General features: G+C 67.3%; 24 protein-coding genes. 16 read left to right on the top strand and 8 right to left on the bottom strand.

The features are described from left to right. Nucleotides 1-214 precede the first annotated feature (214 nt). Nucleotides 215-595, top strand: a complete 381-nt coding sequence (gene panD, locus BAY15_RS08160) for an aspartate 1-decarboxylase (RefSeq protein WP_068850963.1) — start codon at nucleotides 215-217, stop codon at nucleotides 593-595. Further along, nucleotides 592-2,106 carry a glucose-6-phosphate isomerase gene (pgi, locus tag BAY15_RS08165; protein WP_068850966.1) on the top strand — a complete coding sequence of 505 codons (1,515 nt, stop codon included), beginning with the start codon at nucleotides 592-594 and terminating at the stop codon, nucleotides 2,104-2,106. The genes panD and pgi overlap by 4 nt, the downstream gene beginning before the upstream one ends. Before the next feature lie 63 nt (nucleotides 2,107-2,169). Here the strand turns inward: pgi and BAY15_RS08170 are convergent, their stop codons facing one another. Further along, nucleotides 2,170-2,757 carry a response regulator transcription factor gene (locus BAY15_RS08170; RefSeq protein WP_068850970.1) on the bottom strand — a complete coding sequence of 196 codons (588 nt, stop codon included), beginning with the start codon at nucleotides 2,755-2,757 and terminating at the stop codon, nucleotides 2,170-2,172. Next, entirely contained in the window at nucleotides 2,754-3,980 is a 1,227-nt protein-coding gene (locus BAY15_RS08175; RefSeq protein ID WP_068850973.1) for an ATP-binding protein, read from the bottom strand. The genes BAY15_RS08170 and BAY15_RS08175 overlap by 4 nt, the downstream gene beginning before the upstream one ends. Before the next feature lie 84 nt (nucleotides 3,981-4,064). Here BAY15_RS08175 and ispG point away from each other — a divergent pair, with 84 nt between their 5' ends. The 3 genes from ispG to BAY15_RS08190 all read left to right on the top strand — a co-directional run bounded on the left by ispG (nucleotide 4,065) and on the right by BAY15_RS08190 (nucleotide 6,889). Next, on the top strand, nucleotides 4,065-5,330 hold the full coding sequence (gene ispG, locus BAY15_RS08180) for a flavodoxin-dependent (E)-4-hydroxy-3-methylbut-2-enyl-diphosphate synthase (protein ID WP_068850975.1): 1,266 nt from the start codon (nucleotides 4,065-4,067) through the stop codon (nucleotides 5,328-5,330). Beyond that, a complete protein-coding gene (locus tag BAY15_RS08185; RefSeq protein ID WP_068850978.1) occupies nucleotides 5,311-6,018 on the top strand; it encodes a phosphatase PAP2 family protein in 708 nt (235 codons plus the stop codon). Before ispG ends, BAY15_RS08185 begins: the two co-directional genes overlap by 20 nt. Before the next feature lie 223 nt (nucleotides 6,019-6,241). Beyond that, on the top strand, nucleotides 6,242-6,889 hold the full coding sequence (locus tag BAY15_RS08190; RefSeq protein ID WP_068850981.1) for a response regulator: 648 nt from the start codon (nucleotides 6,242-6,244) through the stop codon (nucleotides 6,887-6,889). Between the two features lie 50 nt (nucleotides 6,890-6,939). Here BAY15_RS08190 and BAY15_RS08195 read toward each other — a convergent pair whose 3' ends face one another. Continuing rightward, nucleotides 6,940-7,593 carry a bifunctional 4-hydroxy-2-oxoglutarate aldolase/2-dehydro-3-deoxy-phosphogluconate aldolase gene (locus tag BAY15_RS08195; protein ID WP_237334348.1) on the bottom strand — a complete coding sequence of 218 codons (654 nt, stop codon included), beginning with the start codon at nucleotides 7,591-7,593 and terminating at the stop codon, nucleotides 6,940-6,942. Here BAY15_RS08195 and BAY15_RS19545 point away from each other — a divergent pair. Then, a complete protein-coding gene (locus tag BAY15_RS19545; RefSeq protein ID WP_237334374.1) occupies nucleotides 7,522-7,671 on the top strand; it encodes a hypothetical protein in 150 nt (49 codons plus the stop codon). The genes BAY15_RS08195 and BAY15_RS19545 overlap by 72 nt on opposite strands. Nucleotides 7,672-7,888: 217 nt before the next feature. Here BAY15_RS19545 and edd read toward each other — a convergent pair whose 3' ends face one another. Genes edd through zwf form a run of 4 tightly spaced genes read right to left on the bottom strand, consistent with a single transcriptional unit; the run spans nucleotide 7,889 to nucleotide 13,017 of the window. Then, a complete protein-coding gene (edd, locus tag BAY15_RS08200) occupies nucleotides 7,889-9,805 on the bottom strand; it encodes a phosphogluconate dehydratase (protein ID WP_068850987.1) in 1,917 nt (638 codons plus the stop codon). 46 nt (nucleotides 9,806-9,851) lie between these two features. After that, a complete protein-coding gene (gene pgl / locus BAY15_RS08205) occupies nucleotides 9,852-10,577 on the bottom strand; it encodes a 6-phosphogluconolactonase (RefSeq protein WP_068850990.1) in 726 nt (241 codons plus the stop codon). Beyond that, nucleotides 10,574-11,581 (bottom strand): glucokinase, encoded by a 1,008-nt coding sequence (gene glk, locus BAY15_RS08210; RefSeq protein ID WP_068850993.1) that lies wholly within the window; start codon nucleotides 11,579-11,581, stop codon nucleotides 10,574-10,576. The genes pgl and glk overlap by 4 nt, the downstream gene beginning before the upstream one ends. Then, nucleotides 11,578-13,017, bottom strand: a complete 1,440-nt coding sequence (gene zwf, locus BAY15_RS08215) for a glucose-6-phosphate dehydrogenase (protein WP_068850996.1) — start codon at nucleotides 13,015-13,017, stop codon at nucleotides 11,578-11,580. The genes glk and zwf overlap by 4 nt, the downstream gene beginning before the upstream one ends. Nucleotides 13,018-13,349: 332 nt before the next feature. Between zwf and BAY15_RS08220 the strand changes: the two genes are divergently transcribed. Then, entirely contained in the window at nucleotides 13,350-14,444 is a 1,095-nt protein-coding gene (locus tag BAY15_RS08220; protein WP_068854628.1) for an ABC transporter ATP-binding protein, read from the top strand. A gap of 80 nt (nucleotides 14,445-14,524) precedes the next feature. Here BAY15_RS08220 and BAY15_RS08225 read toward each other — a convergent pair whose 3' ends face one another. After that, nucleotides 14,525-15,388 (bottom strand): YgfZ/GcvT domain-containing protein, encoded by an 864-nt coding sequence (locus tag BAY15_RS08225; protein WP_068850999.1) that lies wholly within the window; start codon nucleotides 15,386-15,388, stop codon nucleotides 14,525-14,527. Between the two features lie 39 nt (nucleotides 15,389-15,427). Here BAY15_RS08225 and BAY15_RS18835 point away from each other — a divergent pair, with 39 nt between their 5' ends. From BAY15_RS18835 to lolD, 9 genes are all read left to right on the top strand, one after another. Continuing rightward, nucleotides 15,428-15,601, top strand: coding sequence for a DUF1674 domain-containing protein (locus tag BAY15_RS18835; protein ID WP_083214109.1), 174 nt, complete (start codon nucleotides 15,428-15,430; stop codon nucleotides 15,599-15,601). A 57-nt stretch (nucleotides 15,602-15,658) separates the two neighbouring features. Further along, nucleotides 15,659-16,051 carry a succinate dehydrogenase, cytochrome b556 subunit gene (gene sdhC, locus BAY15_RS08230; RefSeq protein WP_068851002.1) on the top strand — a complete coding sequence of 131 codons (393 nt, stop codon included), beginning with the start codon at nucleotides 15,659-15,661 and terminating at the stop codon, nucleotides 16,049-16,051. Next, entirely contained in the window at nucleotides 16,048-16,434 is a 387-nt protein-coding gene (sdhD, locus tag BAY15_RS08235; protein ID WP_068851005.1) for a succinate dehydrogenase, hydrophobic membrane anchor protein, read from the top strand. The genes sdhC and sdhD overlap by 4 nt, the downstream gene beginning before the upstream one ends. Before the next feature lie 30 nt (nucleotides 16,435-16,464). Then, nucleotides 16,465-18,255 carry a succinate dehydrogenase flavoprotein subunit gene (gene sdhA, locus BAY15_RS08240; protein ID WP_068851008.1) on the top strand — a complete coding sequence of 597 codons (1,791 nt, stop codon included), beginning with the start codon at nucleotides 16,465-16,467 and terminating at the stop codon, nucleotides 18,253-18,255. Between the two features lie 84 nt (nucleotides 18,256-18,339). Continuing rightward, entirely contained in the window at nucleotides 18,340-19,125 is a 786-nt protein-coding gene (locus BAY15_RS08245) for a succinate dehydrogenase iron-sulfur subunit (protein WP_068851011.1), read from the top strand. Between the two features lie 149 nt (nucleotides 19,126-19,274). Next, nucleotides 19,275-19,523 (top strand): succinate dehydrogenase assembly factor 2, encoded by a 249-nt coding sequence (locus BAY15_RS08250; protein WP_068851014.1) that lies wholly within the window; start codon nucleotides 19,275-19,277, stop codon nucleotides 19,521-19,523. Next, the gene (locus BAY15_RS08255) at nucleotides 19,474-19,911 is read left to right on the top strand and encodes a hypothetical protein (RefSeq protein ID WP_068851017.1); all 438 of its coding nucleotides are present in this window, start codon (nucleotides 19,474-19,476) and stop codon (nucleotides 19,909-19,911) included. The genes BAY15_RS08250 and BAY15_RS08255 overlap by 50 nt, the downstream gene beginning before the upstream one ends. A 34-nt stretch (nucleotides 19,912-19,945) precedes the next feature. Continuing rightward, nucleotides 19,946-21,187: a lipoprotein-releasing ABC transporter permease subunit gene (locus BAY15_RS08260; RefSeq protein ID WP_068851020.1), complete on the top strand. Its 1,242-nt coding sequence runs from the start codon at nucleotides 19,946-19,948 to the stop codon at nucleotides 21,185-21,187. After that, the gene (gene lolD, locus BAY15_RS08265; RefSeq protein WP_068851023.1) at nucleotides 21,180-21,893 is read left to right on the top strand and encodes a lipoprotein-releasing ABC transporter ATP-binding protein LolD; all 714 of its coding nucleotides are present in this window, start codon (nucleotides 21,180-21,182) and stop codon (nucleotides 21,891-21,893) included. The genes BAY15_RS08260 and lolD overlap by 8 nt, the downstream gene beginning before the upstream one ends. Nucleotides 21,894-21,936: the final 43 nt, after the last annotated feature.

The following is a 21,936-nucleotide window of genomic DNA, read 5'->3' on the forward strand; positions in this document are numbered from 1 at the left end:
GCCAGGGAAACTGCTGGCAACCAGCTGTTCGCCATAAATCGTCAGCTGCCGGGCGAAGCCCGGCAAATCAGCCAACCGTCGAATGCCGCAAAAAAGTCAGCACTGGCGGCAGCGACCCTCATCTGCCTGAACCGCCGGCAGCGGGCGGGTGGAAACCCCTGCCGCCCGGTGCCCGGGTGCTAGAATTTCCCTTTCCTTTACGTCGTCCCGTGCCATGCACCTCTCCCTGCTCAAGACCAAGATCCACCGCGCCACCGTGACCCATTCGGAGCTGAACTACGAAGGGTCCATCGCCATCGATGACAACCTGCTGCTGGCCACCGGCATCCGCGAGTTCGAGCAGGTGCACATCTGGGACGTCACCAACGGTGCGCGCTTCTCGACCTATGCCATCCGCGCCGAAGCGGGCAGCGGCGTGGTCTCGCTCAACGGCGGCGCCGCGCGCCACGTGCAGGTCGGCGACATCATCATCATTGCCGCCTTCGCCAGCATGAGTGAAGAAGAAGCTGACAGCTTCCGGCCGAAGTTGGTATATGTGGACGGCAACAACCAGATCTCCCACACCAACGACAGCATCCCGACCCAGGCCGCATGACACAGACCAACGGATTCGACCCGCTTCACTCCCATGCCCAGCGCCTGCGTGGCGCGAGCATCCCCGCACTGATCGCCGCCGAACCCGGTCGCGCACAATCGCTGGGGCTGCGGGTCGGTCCGTTGTATGCCAACTTCGCGCGGCAGAAGTACGACCGCGCGGCGTTGGACGCGCTGCTGCAGCTCGCCGCCGAGCGCGATGTCGCCGGCGGCTTCCAGCGCCTGTTCCGCGGTGAGACGGTCAACGTCACCGAAGGCCGTGCCGCGCTGCACACCGCCCTGCGTGGCGATGTGAGTGGTGCGCCGGTTGCCGCTGACGCCTTCGCCACCGCCGCCAAGGTGCGTGCGCAGATGGGCGAACTGATCGCCGCGCTGGAAAAGACCCCTGTCACCGACATCGTCAGCGTCGGCATCGGCGGTTCGGACCTCGGTCCGCGCCTGGTCGCCGACGCGCTGCGTCCGGTCACCGGCGCGCGCTTCCGCGTGCATTTCGTTTCCAACGTGGACGGCGCCGCCATGCAGCGCACGCTGGCCACGCTGGACCCGGCCACCACCGCCGGCATCCTGATTTCCAAGACCTTCGGCACCCAGGAAACCCTGCTCAACGGGCAGATCCTGCACGATTGGCTGGGCGGCAGCGAGCGCCTGTACGCCGTCAGTGCCAATCCCGAGCGTGCCGCCAAGGCGTTCTCGATCGCCGCCGGCCGCGTGCTGCCGATGTGGGACTGGGTGGGCGGGCGCTATTCGCTGTGGTCGGCGGTCGGCTTCCCGATCGCGCTGGCGATCGGCTTCGAGCGCTTCGAACAGCTGCTGGCCGGCGCGGCCGAGATGGACGCGCATGCGCTCAGTGCGCCGCTGGCGCAGAACCTGCCGGTCCTGCATGCCCTGACCGACATCTGGAACCGCAACCTGCTTGGCCATGCCACGCATGCGGTGATGACCTACGACCAGCGCCTGGCGCTGCTGCCGGCCTACCTGCAGCAGCTGGTGATGGAAAGCCTGGGCAAGCGCGTGCAGCTCGACGGCAGCCCGGTCGGCAGCGACACCGTGTCGGTGTGGTGGGGCGGGGCAGGCACCGACGTACAGCACAGCTTCTTCCAGGCGCTGCACCAGGGCACCAGCGTGATCCCGGCCGATTTCATCGGCTGCGTGCACAACGACGACCCGTATGAAATCAACCACCAGGCGCTGATGGCCAACCTGCTGGCGCAGACCGAAGCACTGGCCAACGGCCAGGGCAGCGACGATCCGCACCGCGAGTACCCGGGTGGCCGCCCGAGCACGCTGATCCTGCTGGATGCGTTGACCCCGCAGTCGCTGGGTGCGCTGATCGCGATGTACGAACACGCCGTGTACGTGCAGTCGCTGATCTGGAACATCAACGCCTTCGACCAGTTCGGCGTGGAGCTGGGCAAGCAGCTGGCCAGCCAGCTGTTGCCGGCGCTGCAGGGTGAAGCGCATGGCATCACCGATCCGGTGACGCTGGAGCTGCTGGAAAAACTGCGCGGTTGATCACCTTGGTTGCGCCGGCCGTTGGCCGGCCCAGGTAGTCCGTGGTCCGGCCAACGGCCGGGGCTACCGCCCTTCGCGCGACGGATCGCGCTCCGGGCTGGGCCGCTTGGCCAATTTGCGCTGCAACGACCGCCGGTGCATGCCAAGCAGGCGCGCCGCCGCCGACACATTGCCGCCCGTTTCATGCATCGCCTGCTGGATGTGTTCCCACTGCAGGCGGCTGATCGGGGTCATCGCATCCGGTGGCTCCATCTCGCCATCGTCGGCCGGGCCGTCGTCTTCCTCGCCCAGCGCACGCAGGATCATCGGCACCGTGGCCGGCTTGGGCAGGTAGTCATCGGCGCCCAGTTTGATCGCCTCCACCGCGGTGGCAATGCTGGCGTAGCCGGTCACCAGCAGGATGCGCATGTCCTCGCGCAGTGCCCGCAGCGGCTGGATCAGAGCCAGCCCGGATTCCGAACCCAGCTTCAGGTCGATCAGGGCGTAGGCCGGCGGCTGCTGCCGCGCCAGCACCAACGCCGAGGCGATGTCGCTGGCGGTCACCGTTTCCAGCCCCTTGCGGGCCAGGCTGCGCTGCAGCGTGCGCAGGTACAGTTCGTCATCATCGACCAGCAGGCCGTGGCTGGAGGCGGGCAGGGTGGGGGTATTCATGGCGAAATCTCCGGTGCAGCCAGGGGCAGGCGGAAGCCGACGCGGGTGCCGGCGCCCTGCGCCGGCCGCATCCACAACTCGCCGTCCAGGCGCTCGATGGTGGCATGGGACAGGGCCAGGCCCACGCCCATGCCCTGGGTCTTGCCGCTGTTGAACAGGGTGCCGGGCAGCACCGCATCGCGTGCGTCGAAGCCGCGCCCGTAATCGCGCACTTCGCCGATCAGGTCACTGCCTTCGATACGCAGGGTCAGGTCCACCTGCGGCCGTTCGGCCTGTTCGCCGGCGTCGGCGGCGTTGTTGAGCAGTACCATCAGCAGATGGCCGATGCCCGGGTCCAGCGGCTGCTGCAGCGGGGCATCCTCGTTGCGCCGGAGGGTGATGGTCGGGCGCACCAGCTGCCACTGCTCCAGCACCTGCGGCAGGGTCACCGGCGCGTTGCCGCGGGCCTGGCCGGCGGCCGGGCGCGCCAGCGCCAGCACCCGTTCGCGGCACTGCACCAGCAGCTCGCGCAGCGTGTCGACATCGTCACGTACTTCCGGGTTGTCGGTCTGGTCGGCGATGTCGTCGGCCAGCAGGGTCATGGTCGCCAGCGGGGTGTTGAGTTCATGCGCTACCGAGGCGGCATGGGTGGCCAGCGCCACGATGCCTTCGTTGCGCGCGAAGCGTTCGCGCAGCAGGGCCAGTTCGTGTTCGCGCCGGCGCAGTGCCATCGCCAGCCGGGTGGCGAAGGCCAGCACCACCGCCGCCGACAGCAGGAAGTTGGCCACCACGCCCCACTGGTGCAGGTCCATGGCCGTGAAGTAACCATGCGGCAGCGGCTTGCCGAAGATGCCGCTGACCGCATAGCCGATCAGGCAGGCGGCGGCCACGGCCAGCGTCCAGCGCACCGGCAGGGCCAGCGCGGCCAGTGCGATCAGGATCAGGAACAGCGAGCCGAACGGATTGCCCACCCCGCCGCTCCAGCCCACCATCCAGGTCAGCACCGCCACGTCCACCAGGATGTGGCAGAACGCGGTCAGCGGCGCGGTATCGGCATCCAGCACGCGCAGCTGCGCGTACAGGTTGAACAGGATCAGCACCAGCACCCCGGACCACAGCGGCAGCTGCGGCAGCTCCAGCCCCAGGACCCAGCTGGCCACCAGGATGGTCGCGGCCTGGCCGGCCACGGCCAGCCAGCGCAGGCTGCAGAGGGTGCGTAGGAAGGGGGCGTCGGTACCGGTCATCGGCTGCCATCGTATGCGCTTGCGCGGTTGACTGCCTGCGACAATCGGCCGCATCGGGGGCGCGCGGGTGCGTTAAAATGGGGAATGCACGACGCCGTCAGCCAACCGACCCAACCTTCCGACACCACCGTGTGGGCCCGCCGCCAGACCCAGCCTGTCCGAATCGGGGGCGTGGTCGTGGGTGGGGGCCACCCCGTGGTGGTCCAGTCGATGACCAACACCGACACCGCCGAAGTGGCCTCCAGCGTCAAGCAGGTGGCCGAGCTGTGGCGGGCCGGGTCGGAAATGGTGCGCCTGACCGTGAACAATCCCGAGTCGGCCGCCGCCATTCCGCGCATCGTGGAAAAGCTGCGGATGATGGGGATCGAGGTCCCGCTGATCGGCGACTTCCATTACAACGGCCACCAGCTGCTGACCCAGGAACCGGCCTGCGCCGAAGCGCTGGCCAAGTACCGGATCAACCCGGGCAACGTCGGCTTCGGCAAAAAGAAGGACACCCAGTTCGCGCAGCTCATCGAGTTCGCGATCCGCTACGACAAGCCAGTCCGGATCGGCGCCAACTGGGGTTCGCTGGACCAGTCGCTGGCCGCGCGCCTGATGGACGAAAACAGCCAGCGCGCCCAGCCGTGGGACGCCGGCCGGGTGCTGCGCGAAGCGCTGATCCGTTCAGCGCTGGATTCGGCGCACACCGCCGTGGAACTGGGCCTGCCGCGCGACCGCATCGTGCTGTCGGCCAAGGTCAGCGGCGTGCAGGAACTGATCGCCGTGTACCGCGACCTGGCCCAGCGTTCGGACTTCGCCCTGCACCTGGGCCTGACCGAAGCCGGCATCGGCAGCAAGGGCATCGTCGCTTCCTCGGCGGCGCTGGCCGTGCTGCTGCAGGAGGGGATCGGCGACACCATCCGCATTTCGCTGACGCCCGAACCGGGCCAGTCGCGCACGCAGGAAGTGATCGTCGCCCAGGAACTGCTGCAGACCACCGGCCAGCGCGCCTTCACCCCGCTGGTCACCGCGTGCCCGGGCTGCGGCCGCACCACCTCCGAGTTCTTCCAGGAGCTGGCCAAGGTCGTGCAGAACCACGTGCGCGGCAAGATGCCCGAATGGAAGGTGAGCCATCCCGGCGCGGAAAACATGACCCTGGCCGTGATGGGCTGCATCGTCAACGGGCCGGGCGAATCGCGCCACGCCAACATCGGCATCTCGCTGCCCGGCACCGGTGAAACGCCGGCCGCACCCGTGTTCGTCGACGGCGAAAAGACGGTCACCCTGCGCGGTGACAACATCGCCCAGGAATTCGTGGCGCTGATCGACGAGTACGTCGAACGCAAGTATGTCCGAAGCGTCGGATAAGCCCGCCGTGCTGGCCGCGCCGGAGCCGGCCGCCGGCGTCCGCCACTGGATGGCGCGCAATGCCTGGCGCTTCGTGCTGCTGTTTGCCGGCGTGTTGCTGCCGCTGGCCGGGTTCGTGGCCCTGGCCGACGAAGTGCATGAGCTGGAGGCGTTCTACTTCGACGCCCCGCTGTTGTGGAAAATGCATGACGTGGCCCGGCCCAGCCTGGATGCCGCGTTCGTGCTCATTTCCCGGATCGGCTACCAGTGGGGCGTGATCCCGGCCGACATCCTGATCGTGGCCGTGCTGCTGGTGCGCCGGCGCTGGCGTGAAGCCAGCTTTGCCGCGCTCAGCTTCGCCGGCTCGGCCCTGCTCAACATCGGCAGCAAGCAGTTCTTCCAGCGCGACCGGCCGACCCTGTGGGAGTCGATCGCCCCGGAAAGTACCTACAGCTTCCCCAGCGGCCACGCCATGGGCTCGATGACCCTCGCCGCCGTGCTGGTGCTGCTGGCCTGGAACACCCGCTGGCGCTGGCCGGCGCTGGTGTTCGGCGTGCTGTTCGCCGGCTCGGTCAGCCTGTCACGCATCTACCTGGGCGTGCATTACCCGTCCGACATCCTGGCCGGATGGTGTGCCGCACTGGTTTGGGTGGTAGGGTGTTTCCTGGTGATGTTCCGCCGCCGCCATCCCTGGCGCCGCCGGCACTGACCGGCCTGCTGGGAGCGGGCCGGATGCGGCAGGGGTTTCCGCGGACCGTCATAGGTCCAATAAACCGATATGGCCTGGGGTGATAGGCATGGGGCAGGGGTAGCCCGGCACGGATGTGACGCGGGCATCAGAATGCGCTGATGGGGAAAATACTTCCTTGTTATCGTCCGACCCCGTCGCTAGGCTGGCCCCGGTTTGCAGCGTTTGGACGAAGGTGGGTGGGATGACGATTCGAGTGTATCTGGTGGACGACCACGCGCTGGTGCGAACCGGCATGAAGATGATCCTGTCCAATGAGACGGACATCGAAGTGGTGGGGGAAGCCGAATCCGGCGAAGACGCGCTGCCTGCGATCCGCCTGCTGCGCCCTGACGTGGTGCTGTGCGACCTGCACCTGCCCGGGGTAAGCGGAATGGAAGTCACCGAACGCGTGGTGCGTGGCGACCACGGCACCCGCGTGGTGATCGTGTCCGTGCTGGAAGACGGCCCGATGCCCAAGCGCCTGCTCGAAGCCGGTGCGTCCGGTTACATCGGCAAGGCCTGCGACGCCCAGGAACTGCTGCGCGCCGTGCGCGACGCCGCGCTCGGCCGGCGTTACCTGGGCAGCAGCATCGCCCAGAACCTGGCCCTGTCCAACGTCGAAGGCAGCCAGTCGCCGTTCGACAGCCTGTCCCCGCGCGAACTGGAAGTGGCGTTGCTGCTGACCCAGGGCCTGCGCCAGGAAGACATCGCCAAGCGCCTGAGCCTGAGCGCCAAGACCGTCAACACCCACAAGGCGCGCCTGTTCGAGAAGATGGGCATCCACGACAACATCGCGCTGGCGCGCATGGCCAGCCAGTACGGCCTGGTGGACCCGTCACGGCCGATGTAAGCCCGCCTCGCGCTCCAAAAAAAAGCCCGGGAATTCCCGGGCTTTTTCGTTCAGCGCGAGCGGACCCGCGCCACGATCTTCGCCGCCTGCGCCGCGCTGTCGCGCACCTTGTCCCACTCGCCGTTCTCGATCCAGTGGCCCGGCACCATCCACGAACCGCCGATGCAGACCACGTTCTTCTGCTCCAGGTATTCGGCCGCCGTGGTTTCCGTGATGCCGCCGGTCGGGCACAGCTTCAGGTCCGGGATCGGACCGGCCAGGCCCTTGATCATCGCCAGCCCGCCGACCGCCGAGGCCGGGAACAGCTTGCACACCCGGAACCCGCGACGATACAGCTCCAGCAGTTCGGTCGGCGAGGCCGCACCCGGCACCACCGGCAACGGCGCCTCCGCCAGCGCATCGGCCATGAACGCCGGCGTGCCCGGCGTCACCAGGAAATCCGCGCCCGCATCGATGGCCTGCTGCATCTGCTCGACCGTGAGCACCGTGCCCGCACCCACCACCACATCCGGCAGCTCGCGCTTGAGCATTGCCAACGCCTCCATCGCCACCGGCGTGCGCAGGGTCAGCTCGATCGCCGGCAGGCCCCCTTCCAACAGCGCCGCGCTGACCGCGCGTGCCTGGTCGAGGGTATGCACGGTAACGACCGGCAGGATGCCGGCGGCAAGGAGGAGGGATTCAGCGCGTTTTTGATGTTCGGCGATGGTCATAAAGAAGCCTTTCGGTTGTTCGAAGCATTGGATGGCAGGATTCAACGCCTGCCGATTGCCGGGGTGTTGTAGACCGCGTGGGCCGACCAACGGTCGGCGCTACCAGGGGCATGCATTTGAGGGAGGCGCCGCAATGTGTGGTGAGGACGCGGTGGGGGTCCGCGTAGGGACCGTAGAAAACATGGATGTTTTCTACGAGCCTACAAGGACGTATTTACGGCGTGTCCCGTAGCGGGCCCCCAGCGCGGCCTCACATCAGGCGATACCACCGCCGCTTGTGCTTTTCGCTTCAGGCGTCCTTGGCTTCGTGCGGGGCCAACGCTGCAGCAGCATCGTTGCCCAGCTCGTATTCGGCATCGTAATTCCACATGTCGCCGTCGTCCGCAGCGGGACCGCACGAAATCGAAATCGCGCCCTGGTCGGCCGGACCCACCAGGCGGCGGTTCATCGCAAACAGGTTGCGGCCCAGATCGTTCGCCGCCGGTGCCGTGTTCGGTGCCTGCTCGCGCGCTGCCCATTCGGCCGCGTCCACCAGCACCTCCAGCGTGCCCGCCTCACCATCCAGCCGCATGATGTCGCCCTCGCGCACCCGCCCCAGCGGACCACCGCGCGAGGCTTCCGGTGTCATGTGGATTGCCGCCGGGAACTTGCCCGACGCGCCCGACAAGCGACCATCCGTCACCAGCGCAACGCGCCGGCCCTGGTTCTGCAGCAGCCCCAGCAACGGCGCCAGCGAATGCAGCTCCGGCATCCCGTTCGCACGCGGCCCCTGGTAACGCACCACCGCCACGAAATCCTGCGGCAGCAGCCCCGCCGCATGCAGCTTGTTCAACACCTGCGGCGCATCCACCACCACCGCCGGCGCCTCGATCGTCCGGTACTGAGGCTTCACCGCTGACAGCTTGATCAGCGAACGGCCCAGGTTGCCGCGCAGCAGCCGCAGCCCACCCTGTGCCTCGAACGGCTCGGCCACCCCGCGCACCACCTCCCGGTCCGCGCTCTCGGCAATGCCCTCGATCCACGTCAGCGCACCGTCGCGCAGCGCTGGATCCTGCGTGTACTGGCGCATGCCGCCTTCGGCCACCGTCACCAGGTCCGCGTGCATCAGCCCCGCGTCCATCAGCTCACGGAACACGAACGCCGTGCCGCCTGCTGCCGCGAAGCGGTTCACGTCCGCCTCGCCGTTCGGGTACACCCGCGCCAGCAGCGGCACCAGCTGCGACAGCTGGTCCATGTCGTCCCACGTCAGCACGATGCCCGCCGCCCGCGCCACCGCGATCCAGTGGATCGTGTGGTTGGTCGAACCGCCCGTGGCCATCAGCGTGACCACCGCATTGACGATTGCGCGCTCATCGATCAACCGGCCCAACGGCCGGAAATCATCGCCCAGCGCACAGATTTCCAGCGCACGCACCGCCGCATGCCGCGTCAGCGCATCGCGCAGCGGCGTTTCCGGATTCACGAACGACGCGCCCGGCAGCTGCACGCCCATCGCTTCCAGCAGCGTCTGGTTCGAATTGGCCGTGCCGTAGAACGTGCACGTGCCCACCCCGTGGTACGACGCCGCTTCGGCTTCCAGCAGCTCCTCGCGCGTGGCCAGGCCCGCCGCGTAGCGCTCGCGCACCTCGGCCTTCTGCTTGTTCGGAATGCCCGGCGTCATCGGCCCGGCCGGCAGGAAGATCGCCGGCAGGTGGCCGAACGCCAGCGCACCGATCAACAGCCCCGGCACGATCTTGTCGCACACGCCCAGGTAGACGGTGCTGTCGAACATGTCATGGCTCAACCCGATCGCCGTGGACTGCGCGATCACATCGCGCGAGAACAGCGACAGCTCCATGCCGCCACGGCCCTGCGTGACCCCGTCGCACATCGCCGGCACGCCGCCGGCGACCTGCGCCGTCGCGCCTACCGAACGGGCGGTCTCGCGCAGGATTTCAGGGTAATGCTCGAACGGCTGGTGCGCCGACAGCATGTCGTTGTAGGCAGTGATGATGCCCAGGTTCGGCGTGACCCCGCCGCGCAGGCGGCTCTTGTCGGTCGGGCCACAGGCCGCAAAGCCGTGGGCCAGGTTGCCGCAGCTCAGGCGCGAACGGAACGGGCCGTCGCGCAGCGCGGCGTCGATGCCCGCCAGGTACGCAGCGCGCGACGCGGCACTGCGCTGGACGATGCGCTCGGTGATGGCATGGAGTTTGGGGTGCAGGCTCATTGGCTACCGGCTATGAGAGGGCGAGCGGAGTGACAGCGGCATCGAATCAGTCGCACCAGTGGATGCGCAGCGTCGGGCGGCCATCGAGATCGATCGCGTTGAGAATGGGATACAGCGCTGCATTGTTGCTTTCCAGCGCCTGCTTGAGCACTTCCAGCTTCTGCTTGCCTCGCAGCAGCAGCAGCCGCTGGCGGCACTGGCGCATGCCGTGCGGCGTCAACGTGATGCGCAGCGGCCACTGGTTCGATCCCGGGCAACCGGTGGCATCCAGCGCGGCGTAGGGCAGGGTGCTTTCCAGCGCACGGGCCAGGTCCTTCGAGCCGGGAAACAGCGATGCCGTGTGCCCGTCGTTGCCCATGCCGAACACCGCCAACGACGGTGCCTCGGTGTGCTGCGCCTGCAGGTTGGCGGTGTATACACATTCCGGCAACGGCTTGCCCACCCGCACCAGCGGATCGAAGTGTGCGCCCTCGGCGCGGTTGAGCAGGCTCTGGCGAACCAGCCAGGCATTGCTGTCGCGGTCCTGCGGCGACAGCCAGCGCTCGTCGACCAGGCTGACTTCGACCCGGTCCCACTGCACGTCCAGTTCGGCCAGCGCCTGGTACACCGGTGCCGGCGTGGTGCCGCCGGAGAGCAGCATCCGGGCCCGGCCGGCAGCGTCGATGTCATGGTTGAGGATCTGCGCCATTTCGGCTGCGATCGTCTCGATCCACGCATCGGCGTCGGTGTGCCGGATCAGGGTGAAGCGGTTGGAATCTTCAAGTGCGTTCATGCGGCGCCTCCTGGCAGGTCGCGTTCGAGGTCGGCTGCGTAGGCGGCCGCACCCAGCAGGCCCGCGTGCGGGTGCATCACCGCCAGCGACGGCACCCGGGCCATGATCGACGAGAACCGGCCCTTGTGTTCGAAGCGCTGGCGGAAGCCGGAATGCTGAAGGGAATCGAGCATCTTCGGCACCAGCCCGCCGGTCAGGAACACGCCGTCCCACGCGCCCTGGATCAGCACCAGGTCGCCGGCAATGGCGCCGAACACCGCGCAGAACAGGTCCACCGTGCGCATCGCCTGCGGGTCGCCATGCAGGGCGCGCGCGGTGACGTCCACCGGCTGCAGCTGGCCCGGGTCGACATCGGCCATCTCGCACACCGCGCGATGGATGTTGACCAGGCCCGGCCCGCAGATCAGGCGTTCATTCGAGACGCGGCCGAACTGCTCGGACAGGATCTCCAGGATGCGGATCTCCTCCGGCGTGCCGGGCGGGAAGCTGACGTGGCCACCTTCGGTTTCCAGCGGGTAGCAGCGGCCGTGGCGCAGGATCAGCCCGCCCACGCCCAGCCCGGTGCCGGGGCCGATCACCGCGTAGTTGCGCGGCTGGCCGGGCTGGCCCGGTACCCACGCCGCGCCGCCGACCTGGACCACGTCCTGCGGCTGCAGCAGCGAGATCGCCATCGCCTGCGCGGCGAAGTCGTTGATCAGGTGCAGGCCATCGAAGCCGAGCATGTGCGCGGTGCGCATGCGCGAGATCACCCACGGATGGTTGGTGATGCGCGCCTCGTCACCATCGACGCGGCCGGCCACGGCGAACACGCCACGGCGTGCTTCGGCGCCGATCTGCTCCAGGTAATGCCGTGCGGCATCGCCCAGCGACGGGAAATCGGCGACCACGAATTCGCGGATGCTGTCCTTCAGCAGCGGCGCGGCCAGGCTGGTGTCGGCCAGCGCGAAGCGGGCGTTGGTGCCCCCGATATCGGCCACCAGCGCCGGTTGGGTCGACACCGTCATGCGCGATCCTTGCGGTTGGCCTCGGCATCCACATCGGCCGGCAGGAAGCCGAACGCCTGTTCCGGGCCCCATTCGCCGGCCGGGTAGGGCTGCAGCGGCAGCTGCGCTTCCTTCCAGGCATCGCTGACGCTGTCGATCCAGGCCCAGGCGGCACGCACTTCATCGTCGCGCACGAACAGCGCATGGTTGCCGTTGAAGGCATCCAGAAACAGGCGCTCGTAGGCGATGCGGCGGTGCAGGCCGGTCGGCACGGACAGTTCCAGTTCCAGCGGGTGCAGTTCCAGCGCGCCCCACTCCGGGCCGGCCAGGCTGCTCATCAGGCCCAGCTCGATGTTTTCCTGCGGCTGCAGCTGGAAGGTGATGCGGTTGGGCGTGGCGTTGGCGCGGTCGGGTCGTTCGAACAGCCAATGCGTGACCGGCTTGAGGTTGACCACCACGCGGGTGGTGCGCTCGGCCAGGCGCTTGCCGGTGACCAGGTGGAACGGCACCCCGGACCAGCGCCAGTTGTCGATATGCGCGGTGACCCCGGCGAAGGTTTCCACATCGCTGCCTTCCGGCGGCTGGTAGGCCTGCGCGGGCTGGCCGTTGATGGTGCCGGCGGTGTAACGGCCGCGCACGCTGTCGCGCGCGGCATGCTTGGCATCCAGCGGACGCAGCGCACGCAGCACCTTGACCTTCTCATCGCGGATGCGGTCGGCTTCCAGCGACGCCGGTGGTTCCATCGCCACCAGGCACAGCAGCTGCAGGATGTGGCTCTGGACCATGTCGCGCAGCGCGCCCGAACGCGCGTAGTAGGCATCGCGGCCATCCACGCCTTCGCTCTCGGCGACCAGGATGTGCACCGATTCGATGTAGTTGCGGTTCCACACCGCCTCAAGCAGCGTGTTGCCGAAGCGCAGGGCGATCAGGTTCTGCACCGCCGCCTTGCCCAGGTAATGGTCCAGGCGGAACACGCGGTCTTCGTCGATCCACTGGCCGATGGTGGTCAGGATCTGTTCGGCGCTGGCGCTGTCGCTGCCGATCGGCTTTTCCAGCATCAGGCGTGCCGGCGCGGCCAGCGCGCCCCCCAGGGCCAGGCCCTCGCAGGTGGAGATGTACAGGCCCGGCGGAATGGCCAGGTAGCTCACGCACTTGCGGTCGACCAGGTCGCTGACCGAGTCGGCCACCGACTGCGGATCGCGCAGGTCCACCGAACGGTAGTCGATGCGGTCCAGCAGCGACTGGATGTCATCCAGGCTGGCCGCCGGCATCGCCTGCTGCAGGCGCGGGCGCAGGATCTGGCGGAATGCGTCGGTGTCGTGCGGGGACAGTGCCAGTGCGCGGACCTTGAAGTCTTCCGGCAGCAGGCCGTCACCCAGCAGGCGCAGCAACGAAGGGAACAGGTAGCGCTGGGCGAGGTCGCCGGTGGCGCCAAACAGGAAGAGGGTATCGTGCATCGCTCGAGTTTCAGATCCGGGTGACATCGTTGTCAATCGCTTCTCGTCTATGTTCTCGGGGGTCAAGCTGGCCGCGGTGTCCGGTTGCTGCAATCGCAACATGAACAGGTGCGGGCCCGCCCATCATGGGGCATGTCACGTCCTGACGGCGACGCGGTCATGACCGACCATTGGATACTGCCACGTGAAAACGTTTACATGGCAGAATGAGCAGACTGTATTCGATTGCAGTGGTCGCCGTCATGCGGCACCACGCCATCGACCTGCCATCGGGAGGGCCGAAGGCAGTTCCGCATCAACAGCCCGGCAGCGGGCGGACTGGAATGGGTGATATGGCAAAAGTGCAGTTGCAGGGCGTGCGCAAGGTGTACGACAACGGCCAGGTGGCCGTCCAGGGCGCGACCTTTGAAGTGGCCGATGGGGAATTGATGGTCCTGGTGGGGCCGTCGGGGTGTGGCAAGTCGACCCTGCTGCGCATGGTCGCCGGCCTTGAGGAAATCAGCGGTGGCACGCTGAGCATCGGCGACCGCGTGGTCAACGACGTGGCGCCGAAGGACCGTGATATCGCCATGGTGTTCCAGAGCTATGCGCTGTACCCGCACATGACCGTGGCCGAGAACCTGGCCTTCGGGCTGAAGCTGCGCGGCCACGACAAGGCGACCATCGCCAAGCGCGTGAATGAAGCGGCGCAGACGCTGGGCCTGACCGAGATGCTCGACAAACTGCCCAAGGCGATGTCCGGCGGCCAACGCCAGCGCGTGGCGCTGGGGCGTGCGCTGGTGCGCGAACCGGCGGTGTTCCTGCTCGATGAGCCGCTGTCGAACCTGGATGCCAAGCTGCGCCACAGCGTGCGCACCGAGATTGCGCAGCTGCACCGCAAGCTGGGCACCACGATGATCTACGTGACCCACGACCAGGTGGAAGCGATGACCCTGGGCCAGCGGATCGTGGTGCTCAAGGACGGGGTGATCCAGCAGATCGACACGCCGATGGCGCTGTACGACCGCCCGGCCAACCTGTTCGTGGCCGGCTTCCTCGGCAGCCCGGCGATGAACGTGCTGCGCGGCACGCTCCAGCGCGTGGATGGCGGGGTAGTAGTGCAGGAAGGCACGCTGCGCGCGCCGCTGGGCGCTGCGACCATCGACCCGTCCTGGATCGGGCGGACGTTGGCGGTCGGGGTCCGGCCGGAGCATCTGCAGCCGGCCGTGCCGGGCGATGCCAACGCGTTTGAAGCGACCATCGACGGCATCGAGCCGGTGGGCAACGAGATCTTCGTCAACATGACCCATGGCGACCAGGCGCTGGTGATGCGCGTCGCGCCGCAGGCCTTGCCGGCGGTGGGTGGCACCATCCGCGTGGCGATCCAGCCGCAGGGGCTGCATTTCTTCGATGCGGATTCCGGCGAGCGGTTGAACCACGACGCGTGATGGATCCGGTCACGACCAACGGTCGTGACCTACCGGGAGACGGAACGTTGGTAGGACACGACCGTTGGTCGTGTCGCCCGTCAACGGGCGAGGCCGTCCAGCAATGGGACGCCGTGGGCTTCGGCGCCGCCAACGCTCAATGCCCCCTCGGCCATCTCCAGCGGCAGCACCGCCAGCGCCAGGTCTCCGGCCACGCTCGCCACCGTGCCAACGGTGGCGCCGTTCTGCTCGACCTTCGCGCCACTGGCGGTGCCATCGGCCACGCGCAGCAGCTGCAGGGCGCGCTTGGCCTTGCCCAGGAAATGGGTGCGGGCCACGATTTCCTGTCCCGGGTAGCAGCCCTTCTTGACGCTGTAGCCGTTCAGGCGGTCCAGGCCCAGCTGCTGCGGGGTCCACTGTTCGCGCTGGTCGGCCGTCAGTCGCGGCACCCCGTAGCGCAGGTCGGACTGGCGCCAGGCCAGTTCGAACGCGGCATCGGCCGGCGATGCATCCGCGGGCGCGGGTGCGATCTTCAGGGTGCGCGGCAACGCATCGCTGCCCACATCCAGCTCCAGCGCGTCACCCTCCAGCGCAATTGCCGCGCCAGACGCCGCTTCCGGCGCGGTGAAGCTGCCGGCCACCGCCAGATCGGTGCGCACCTCTATCTTGACCTTGCGGCGGAACACGAAGCGCTGTAACTGCGACGCAATCGCATCGGCGTCGCCGTCGGCCAGCACCAGCAGTACGTGCTCCTGGTCCAGCTTCAACAGCTGAAACACAGCAAGGGTGCGGCCCTTGGCGCTCAGCCAGGCGCTCCACTGCCAGTGCTGGACGGGCAGGGCGGTGACATCGCTGGCGAACTGGGCATGGGCGAACGCCGCCGCATCCACACCGCGCAGGCTGAGCAGCGCGTGACCGGAAAGGCGCGGAAAACCACTGAAATCGAAGGGCAGGTTGTCAGGCACGTGAACGGGGTCTAAAATTTGTGCGTTGCGAGACCACCCATGATAGGCCAAACAACCCCCACTCCCGATATCGATCCTGAAGCCCCGCTGGTACCGGAGGAGCAGCCGCTCGCCGTTACGCCGGTGGCGCCTGTGGAGATCGGTGGCCGCGGCGGACTGGATCCGGTGCGGTATGGCGATTGGGAGAAAAACGGACGCTGCATCGATTTCTGATCAGCATTGAGCCAACGCGGCAATTGTGCCGCCCAGCCGAGACAACGAGCCCAGCGAATGGCCGCCAGAGAACGTCCCCTTTCCCCGCACCTTCAGGTGTATCGCTGGCAGATTCAGATGGCCACCTCGATCCTGCATCGAGCCACCGGCATCTTTCTGTCTGTTGGAGCCCTGATCATCGCTGGCGGCCTGCTCGCCCTGATGATGGGTCCTGAATCCTGGAACTGCTTCACCGGCCACGCCGGCAGCTGGTACGGAAAGCTGTTCCTGTTCGCCTGGACCTGGTCCTTCGCCTACCACCTGTGCAATGGCATCCGCCATATCGTGCAGGACTTCGCGATCGGCTTCAGCATTCCGGCCTTCGTGCGCAGCAGCTGGATGTCGGTCATCGCCAGCCTGGTGATCACCGCGCTGGTCTGGGCCTATGTCTTCATGGGAGCGACCGCATGAACAAGTTCCGTACCCCGTTGAAGAACGTGCGTGGCCTGGGCGCGGCCAAGACCGGCACCGAGCACTTCGTGCTGCAGCGCCTGACCGCCACCGCGCTGGTCCCGCTGACCATCTGGTTCCTCATCTTCGTGCTGAGCCTGGTCAACGCCGATTACGTGACCGCCGCCGACGCGGTGTCCAAGCCGTGGAACGCGGTGCTGCTGGTGGGCTTCCTGGTGGCCATGTTCTGGCACGCCCAGCTGGGCCTGCAGGTCGTGCTGGAAGACTACATCCATAATTCGTTGCTGGCCCTGGCGCTGCAGACCACGGTGAAGTTCATTGCCGTGCTGGGCGCGATCGTCAGTGTTTTTGCGGTCGCCCGCATTGCGCTCGGCGTTGCCTGAGTCAGGCACCAAGACAGGAATCCAGAGTAGATGTCCGCTTACAAGATTACGGAACACAAATACGACATGGTCGTGGTGGGCGCCGGCGGCGCCGGCCTGCGTGCCACGTTCGGCCTGGCCGCCAAGGGCCTGCAGACGGTCTGCCTGACCAAGGTCTTCCCGACCCGTTCGCACACCGTGGCCGCGCAGGGCGGTATTTCCGCCGCGCTGGGCAACATGGGTGAAGACGACTGGCGTTACCACTTCTTCGACACCATCAAGGGGTCGGATTGGCTGGGCGACCAGGACGCGATCGAATACATGTGCCGCGAAGCGATTCCGGCCATCATCGAACTGGAACACTACGGTGTGCCGTTCAGCCGTACCGAAGACGGCAAGATCTACCAGCGCCCGTTCGGCGGCATGACCACCAAGTACGGCGAAGGTCCGTCCGCGCAGCGCACCTGCGCCGCCGCCGACCGTACCGGCCACGCCATGCTGCACACGCTGTACCAGCAGTCGCTGGCGCACAACGCGCGCTTCATGATCGAGTACTTCGCGCTCGACCTGATCTTCGATGAGGAAGGCGTCTGCCGCGGCGTGCTCGCGCTGGACATGGCCGACGGCTCGCTGCACCTGTTCCGCGCCCACGGCGTGGTGCTGGCCACCGGCGGCTACGGCCGTGCCTACTTCAGCGCCACCTCGGCCCACACCTGCACCGGCGACGGCGGCGGTCTGGTCATGCGTGCCGGCCTGCCGATGCAGGACATGGAGTTCGTGCAGTTCCACCCCACCGGCATCTACGGTGCGGGCTGCCTGATCACCGAAGGCGTGCGCGGCGAAGGCGGCATCCTGCGCAACAGCAACGGCGAGCGCTTCATGGAGCGCTACGCACCGCATTACAAGGACCTGGCCTCGCGCGACGTGGTGTCGCGTTCGATGACCATCGAAATCCGCGAAGGCCGCGGCGTCGGCGAGCACAAGGACCACATCCTGCTCGACCTGACCCACCTCGGCCCGGGCGTGATCGACGACAAGCTGCCGGGCATTGCCGAAAGCGCGCGGATCTTTGCCGGCGTGGACGTGCACAAGCAGCCGATCCCGGTCATCCCGACCGTGCACTACAACATGGGTGGCATCCCGACCAACTACCACGGTGAAGTGGTGCGCAAGGTCGGCGACAACCCCGATGCCGTGGTGCCGGGCCTGTACGCCATCGGCGAAGCAGCCTGCGTGTCTGTGCACGGCGCCAACCGCCTGGGCTCCAACTCGCTGCTCGACCTGGTCGTGTTCGGTCGTGCGGTGGCCAACCGCTGCGCCGACACCATCAAGCCGGGCCAGCCGCACAAGACGCTGGCGTCGGATGCGTGCGACAAGGCGCTGGGCCTGCTGGACAAGCTGCGTTACGCCAACGGCGACACCCCGACCTCGGTCATCCGCGACCGCATGCAGCGCACCATGCAGAACGACGCGGCGGTGTTCCGTACCAGCAAGACGCTGGAAGAGGGCTGCGCCAAGATGTCGGAGATCTTCGACTCCTTCCAGGACGTCAAGGTGTCGGACCGTTCGCTGGTGTGGAACTCGGACCTGATCGAAACCTACGAGCTGAACAACCTGCTGCTCAACGCGGTGGCGACGATCAACTCGGCCGAACAGCGCAAGGAAAGCCGTGGCGCACACGCGCACGAGGACTTCCCGGACCGCGACGACGTCAACTGGCAGAAGCACACGCTGGTCAATGTCGACGACAACGGCAAGTGCAGCTTCGATTACCGCCCGGTGCACATGTACACGCTGAGCAAGGACGTGGACGTGGTCCCGCCCAAGCCGCGCGTCTACTAAGCGCCATGCGGATCGATTTCCTCACCTTCCGAGCCAGCCGCGCCTGCATTGCAGCGCGAGCCGCCTGAGCCAACGAGAACAGCCATGGCCGAGTTTTCCCTCCCAACGAATTCCAAGATCGGAAAGGGCAAGCACTTCCCCGCCAAGAGCGGTGCGAAGAACACCCGTACCTTCAAGATCTACCGCTGGAGTCCCGACGACGACAGCAACCCGCGGACCGATACGTACGAGATCGATCTGGACGCCTGCGGCCCGATGGTCCTGGACGCGCTGATCAAGATCAAGAACGAGATCGACCCGACCCTGACCTTCCGTCGTTCGTGCCGCGAGGGCATCTGCGGTTCGTGCGCGATGAACATCGACGGCACCAACACGCTGGCCTGCACCCGCGCCATCGCCGACTGCGGCAAGGCCGAAGTGCCGATCTACCCGCTGCCGCACATGAGCGTGATCAAGGACCTGGTACCGGACCTGACTCACTTCTACGCGCAGTACGCCTCGATCAAGCCGTGGATCCGCACCCAGACCCCGCCGCCGCCGGACCGTGAGCGCCTGCAGTCGCCGGAAGACCGCAAGAAGCTGGACGGCCTGTACGAGTGCATCCTGTGCGCGTGCTGCTCGACCAGCTGCCCGAGCTACTGGTGGAACGGCGAGCGTTACCTGGGCCCGGCGATCCTGCTGCAGGCCTACCGTTGGATCGTCGACTCGCGCGACGAAGACACCGGTGCGCGCCTGGACGACCTGGAAGACCCGTTCAAGCTGTACCGCTGCCACACCATCATGAACTGCGCCCGGACCTGCCCGAAGGGCCTGAACCCGGCGCTGGCGATCGCCGAGATCAAGAAGCTCATGATGGCGCGCCGCGCCTGATCGTGGAGCCACGCCCTGCGTGGCTGCCAAGGCATGACGGCGAAGCCGCGCCCCCTTGACATAGGGGGCGCCTTTGTTTTCAGCGCGTCGCCACGCGCCCGTGTACTGCCGCGCACCCGGATGACGTGCTCCAGTCTGGAATCACCGAAATGGACGAAGCCACCCTCCTCAAGAAACTCCGCTGGCGCTGCCGCCGCGGCATGCGCGAGCTCGACCAGCTTTTCGAGCGTTACCTCGACCGCGAATGGGCCACTGCACCGACCGAAGAGCGCGAGGTTTTCCTGCGGCTTCTCGACTGCGAAGACGATAAGTTGTGGCGCTGGTTCATGGGTTACGAGGTATGCCCGGATGCCGAGCTCACCGCCCTCATCGCCCGGATCCGCGCTCTGCCGGCTTGAGTGGCGCCCGTCGCGCTGGCAGACCGCCGCGCACCTGCTGTTTGCCCTGCTGCTGCCCTGGTCCGTCCAGGCCAGCGGATTGCCTGCCGCCGCGCACTGGCCGCTGGGCCTGCTGGCCGCGGCGGGCGGCGCGTTGCAGGGCTGGCGCTATCGCCGCCGCCCGATGCGCTCGATCCTGATTCCGCCCGGCGACAGCCCGGTCCAGATCGATGGCGAGCCGGTGGAAGGGATCTCCCTGCATGACCGCGGCCCGCTGCTGCAGCTCAGCTGGCGCCAGCACGGCCGCCGGCAGGCCTGCCTCTTCTGGCCCGACACCCTGCCGCCGCCGCGCCGACGTGAACTGCGACTGGCGATCCGGGCCCGTCCCATTCCGCGTTCACCTCCGTGATGGCACCATAGGGTGAATTGTCCGGCGTACCTGCATGTTCAAACCCATACCAGTAGCCATCGGCCTGCGTTACCTGCGGGCCAAGCGTCGCAACGGCTTCATCTCCTTCATCTCCATGGCCTCGATCCTCGGCATCGCGCTGGGCGTGACCGTGCTGATCACCACGCTGGCGGTGATGAGCGGTTTCCAGAAGGAAATTCGCGACCGCCTGCTGCAGATGACCGCACATACCACGATCACCGCCGACGGCGCGCCCATGGCGGACTGGCAGCATGCGGTGGAAGTGGCCCACAAGGATCCGCGCGTGGCCGGTGCCGCGCCGTACATCGAGATCCAGGCCATGCTCAGCGGCGCCCGCGTGCAGGGTGCGATCGTGCAGGGTATCGACCCGGCGCTGGAGCCGGCGGTGTCGGTGATCAACACCAAGCTCAAGAAGGGCAGCTTCGACAGCCTGAAGGAAGGCAGCTACAACCTGCTGGTCGGCCAGGAACTGGCGATCTGGCTGGGCGTGGATGTCGGCGACACCGTGCTGGTGACCCTGGCTGAAGTGCAGGGCACCCCGATGGGCGCGATGCCCCGGCTGAAGCGCTTCACCGTCAGCGGCATCTTCGAGGCCGGCTACAACGAGATCGACCGCGGCGTGGCCTACGCCAACATGGCCGACCTCGAGCGCGTGCTGCGCATGGACGGGGTTACCGGCGTGCGCCTGAAGCTGCATGACATGGACAAGGCGCTGGACGTGGGCGTGGATCTGGCCCACAACCTCAGCGGCGGCTACCGGGTCAGCGACTGGACCCAGCAGAACGCCAACCTCTACCACTCGCTGCGCATGGAAAAAGTGGTGATGGGCATCCTGCTCTCGCTGATCATCGCCATGGGCGCGTTCAACCTGGTGTCCTCGCAGGTCATGCTGGTCACCGACAAGCAGGCCGACATCGCGATCCTGCGCACCCTGGGCCTGACCCCGGGCGGGGTGATGCAGGTCTTCATGGTGCAGGGCTCGCTGATCGGCATCTTCGGCACCGTGCTCGGCGTGGTCGGCGGCATCACCCTGACCTTGAACCTGGAGCGCATCCTCGGTGCGATCGAGACGCTGTTCAACGTCAAGCTGCTGCCCGAAGACGTGTACTACATTACTGGCCTGCCGACCGACATGCAGACCCCGGACATCGTCATCATCACGGTCATCGCGCTGGTCATGAGCTTCCTGGCCACCCTGTACCCCGCGTGGCGCGCTGCCCGCACCCAGCCGGCGGAGGCCCTGCGCTATGAATGAGCCGATCAACCGCGGCGACGAAGTGATCCGCGCGCAGGGGCTGGCCAAGACCTACGCCGAAGGCCGCATGCAGACCCCGGTGTTCAACGGCTTGGACCTGAGCGTGGCCGCCGGCGAGACGGTGGCCATCATCGGTGCCTCCGGCGCCGGCAAGAGCACGCTGCTGCACCTGCTGGGCGGGCTGGACACGCCGACCGCCGGCGAAGTGTTCGTGGCCGGCAACCAGATGTCGTCGCTGTCCGACAGCCAGCGCGGCCGCCTGCGCAATCGCGCGCTGGGCTTCGTGTACCAGTTCCACCACCTGCTGCCCGAATTCACCGCGCTGGAAAACGTGATGATGCCGGTGCTGCTGGGCGGCGAGGAGGTCGCCGATGCCCGCTCGCGCGCAAAGGCACTGCTGGAATCGGTGGGCCTGGGCCACCGCCTGGAGCACAAGCCGGGCGAGCTGTCCGGTGGCGAGCGCCAGCGGGCCGCCGTGGCCCGTGCGCTGGTCAACCGCCCGGCCTGCGTGCTGGGCGACGAACCGACCGGCAACCTGGACGACAAGACCGCCGCGACCGTGTTCGAGCTGATGCTGGACCTCAACCGCGCCCACCACACCAGCCTGGTGCTGGTGACCCACGACCGCAGCCTGGCGCGCAAGCTGGACCGCGTGCTGGAACTGCGCGAAGGCCGGCTGCACGCCCTGGCCCACGCCGAGGTCTGAGCTGGCGGCTGAACAGCCGCCCGCCCGAACCTGCGGGCCGGCG

The sequence above is a fragment of the Stenotrophomonas rhizophila genome, assembly GCF_001704155.1.
Lineage (GTDB): Bacteria > Pseudomonadota > Gammaproteobacteria > Xanthomonadales > Xanthomonadaceae > Stenotrophomonas > Stenotrophomonas rhizophila_A.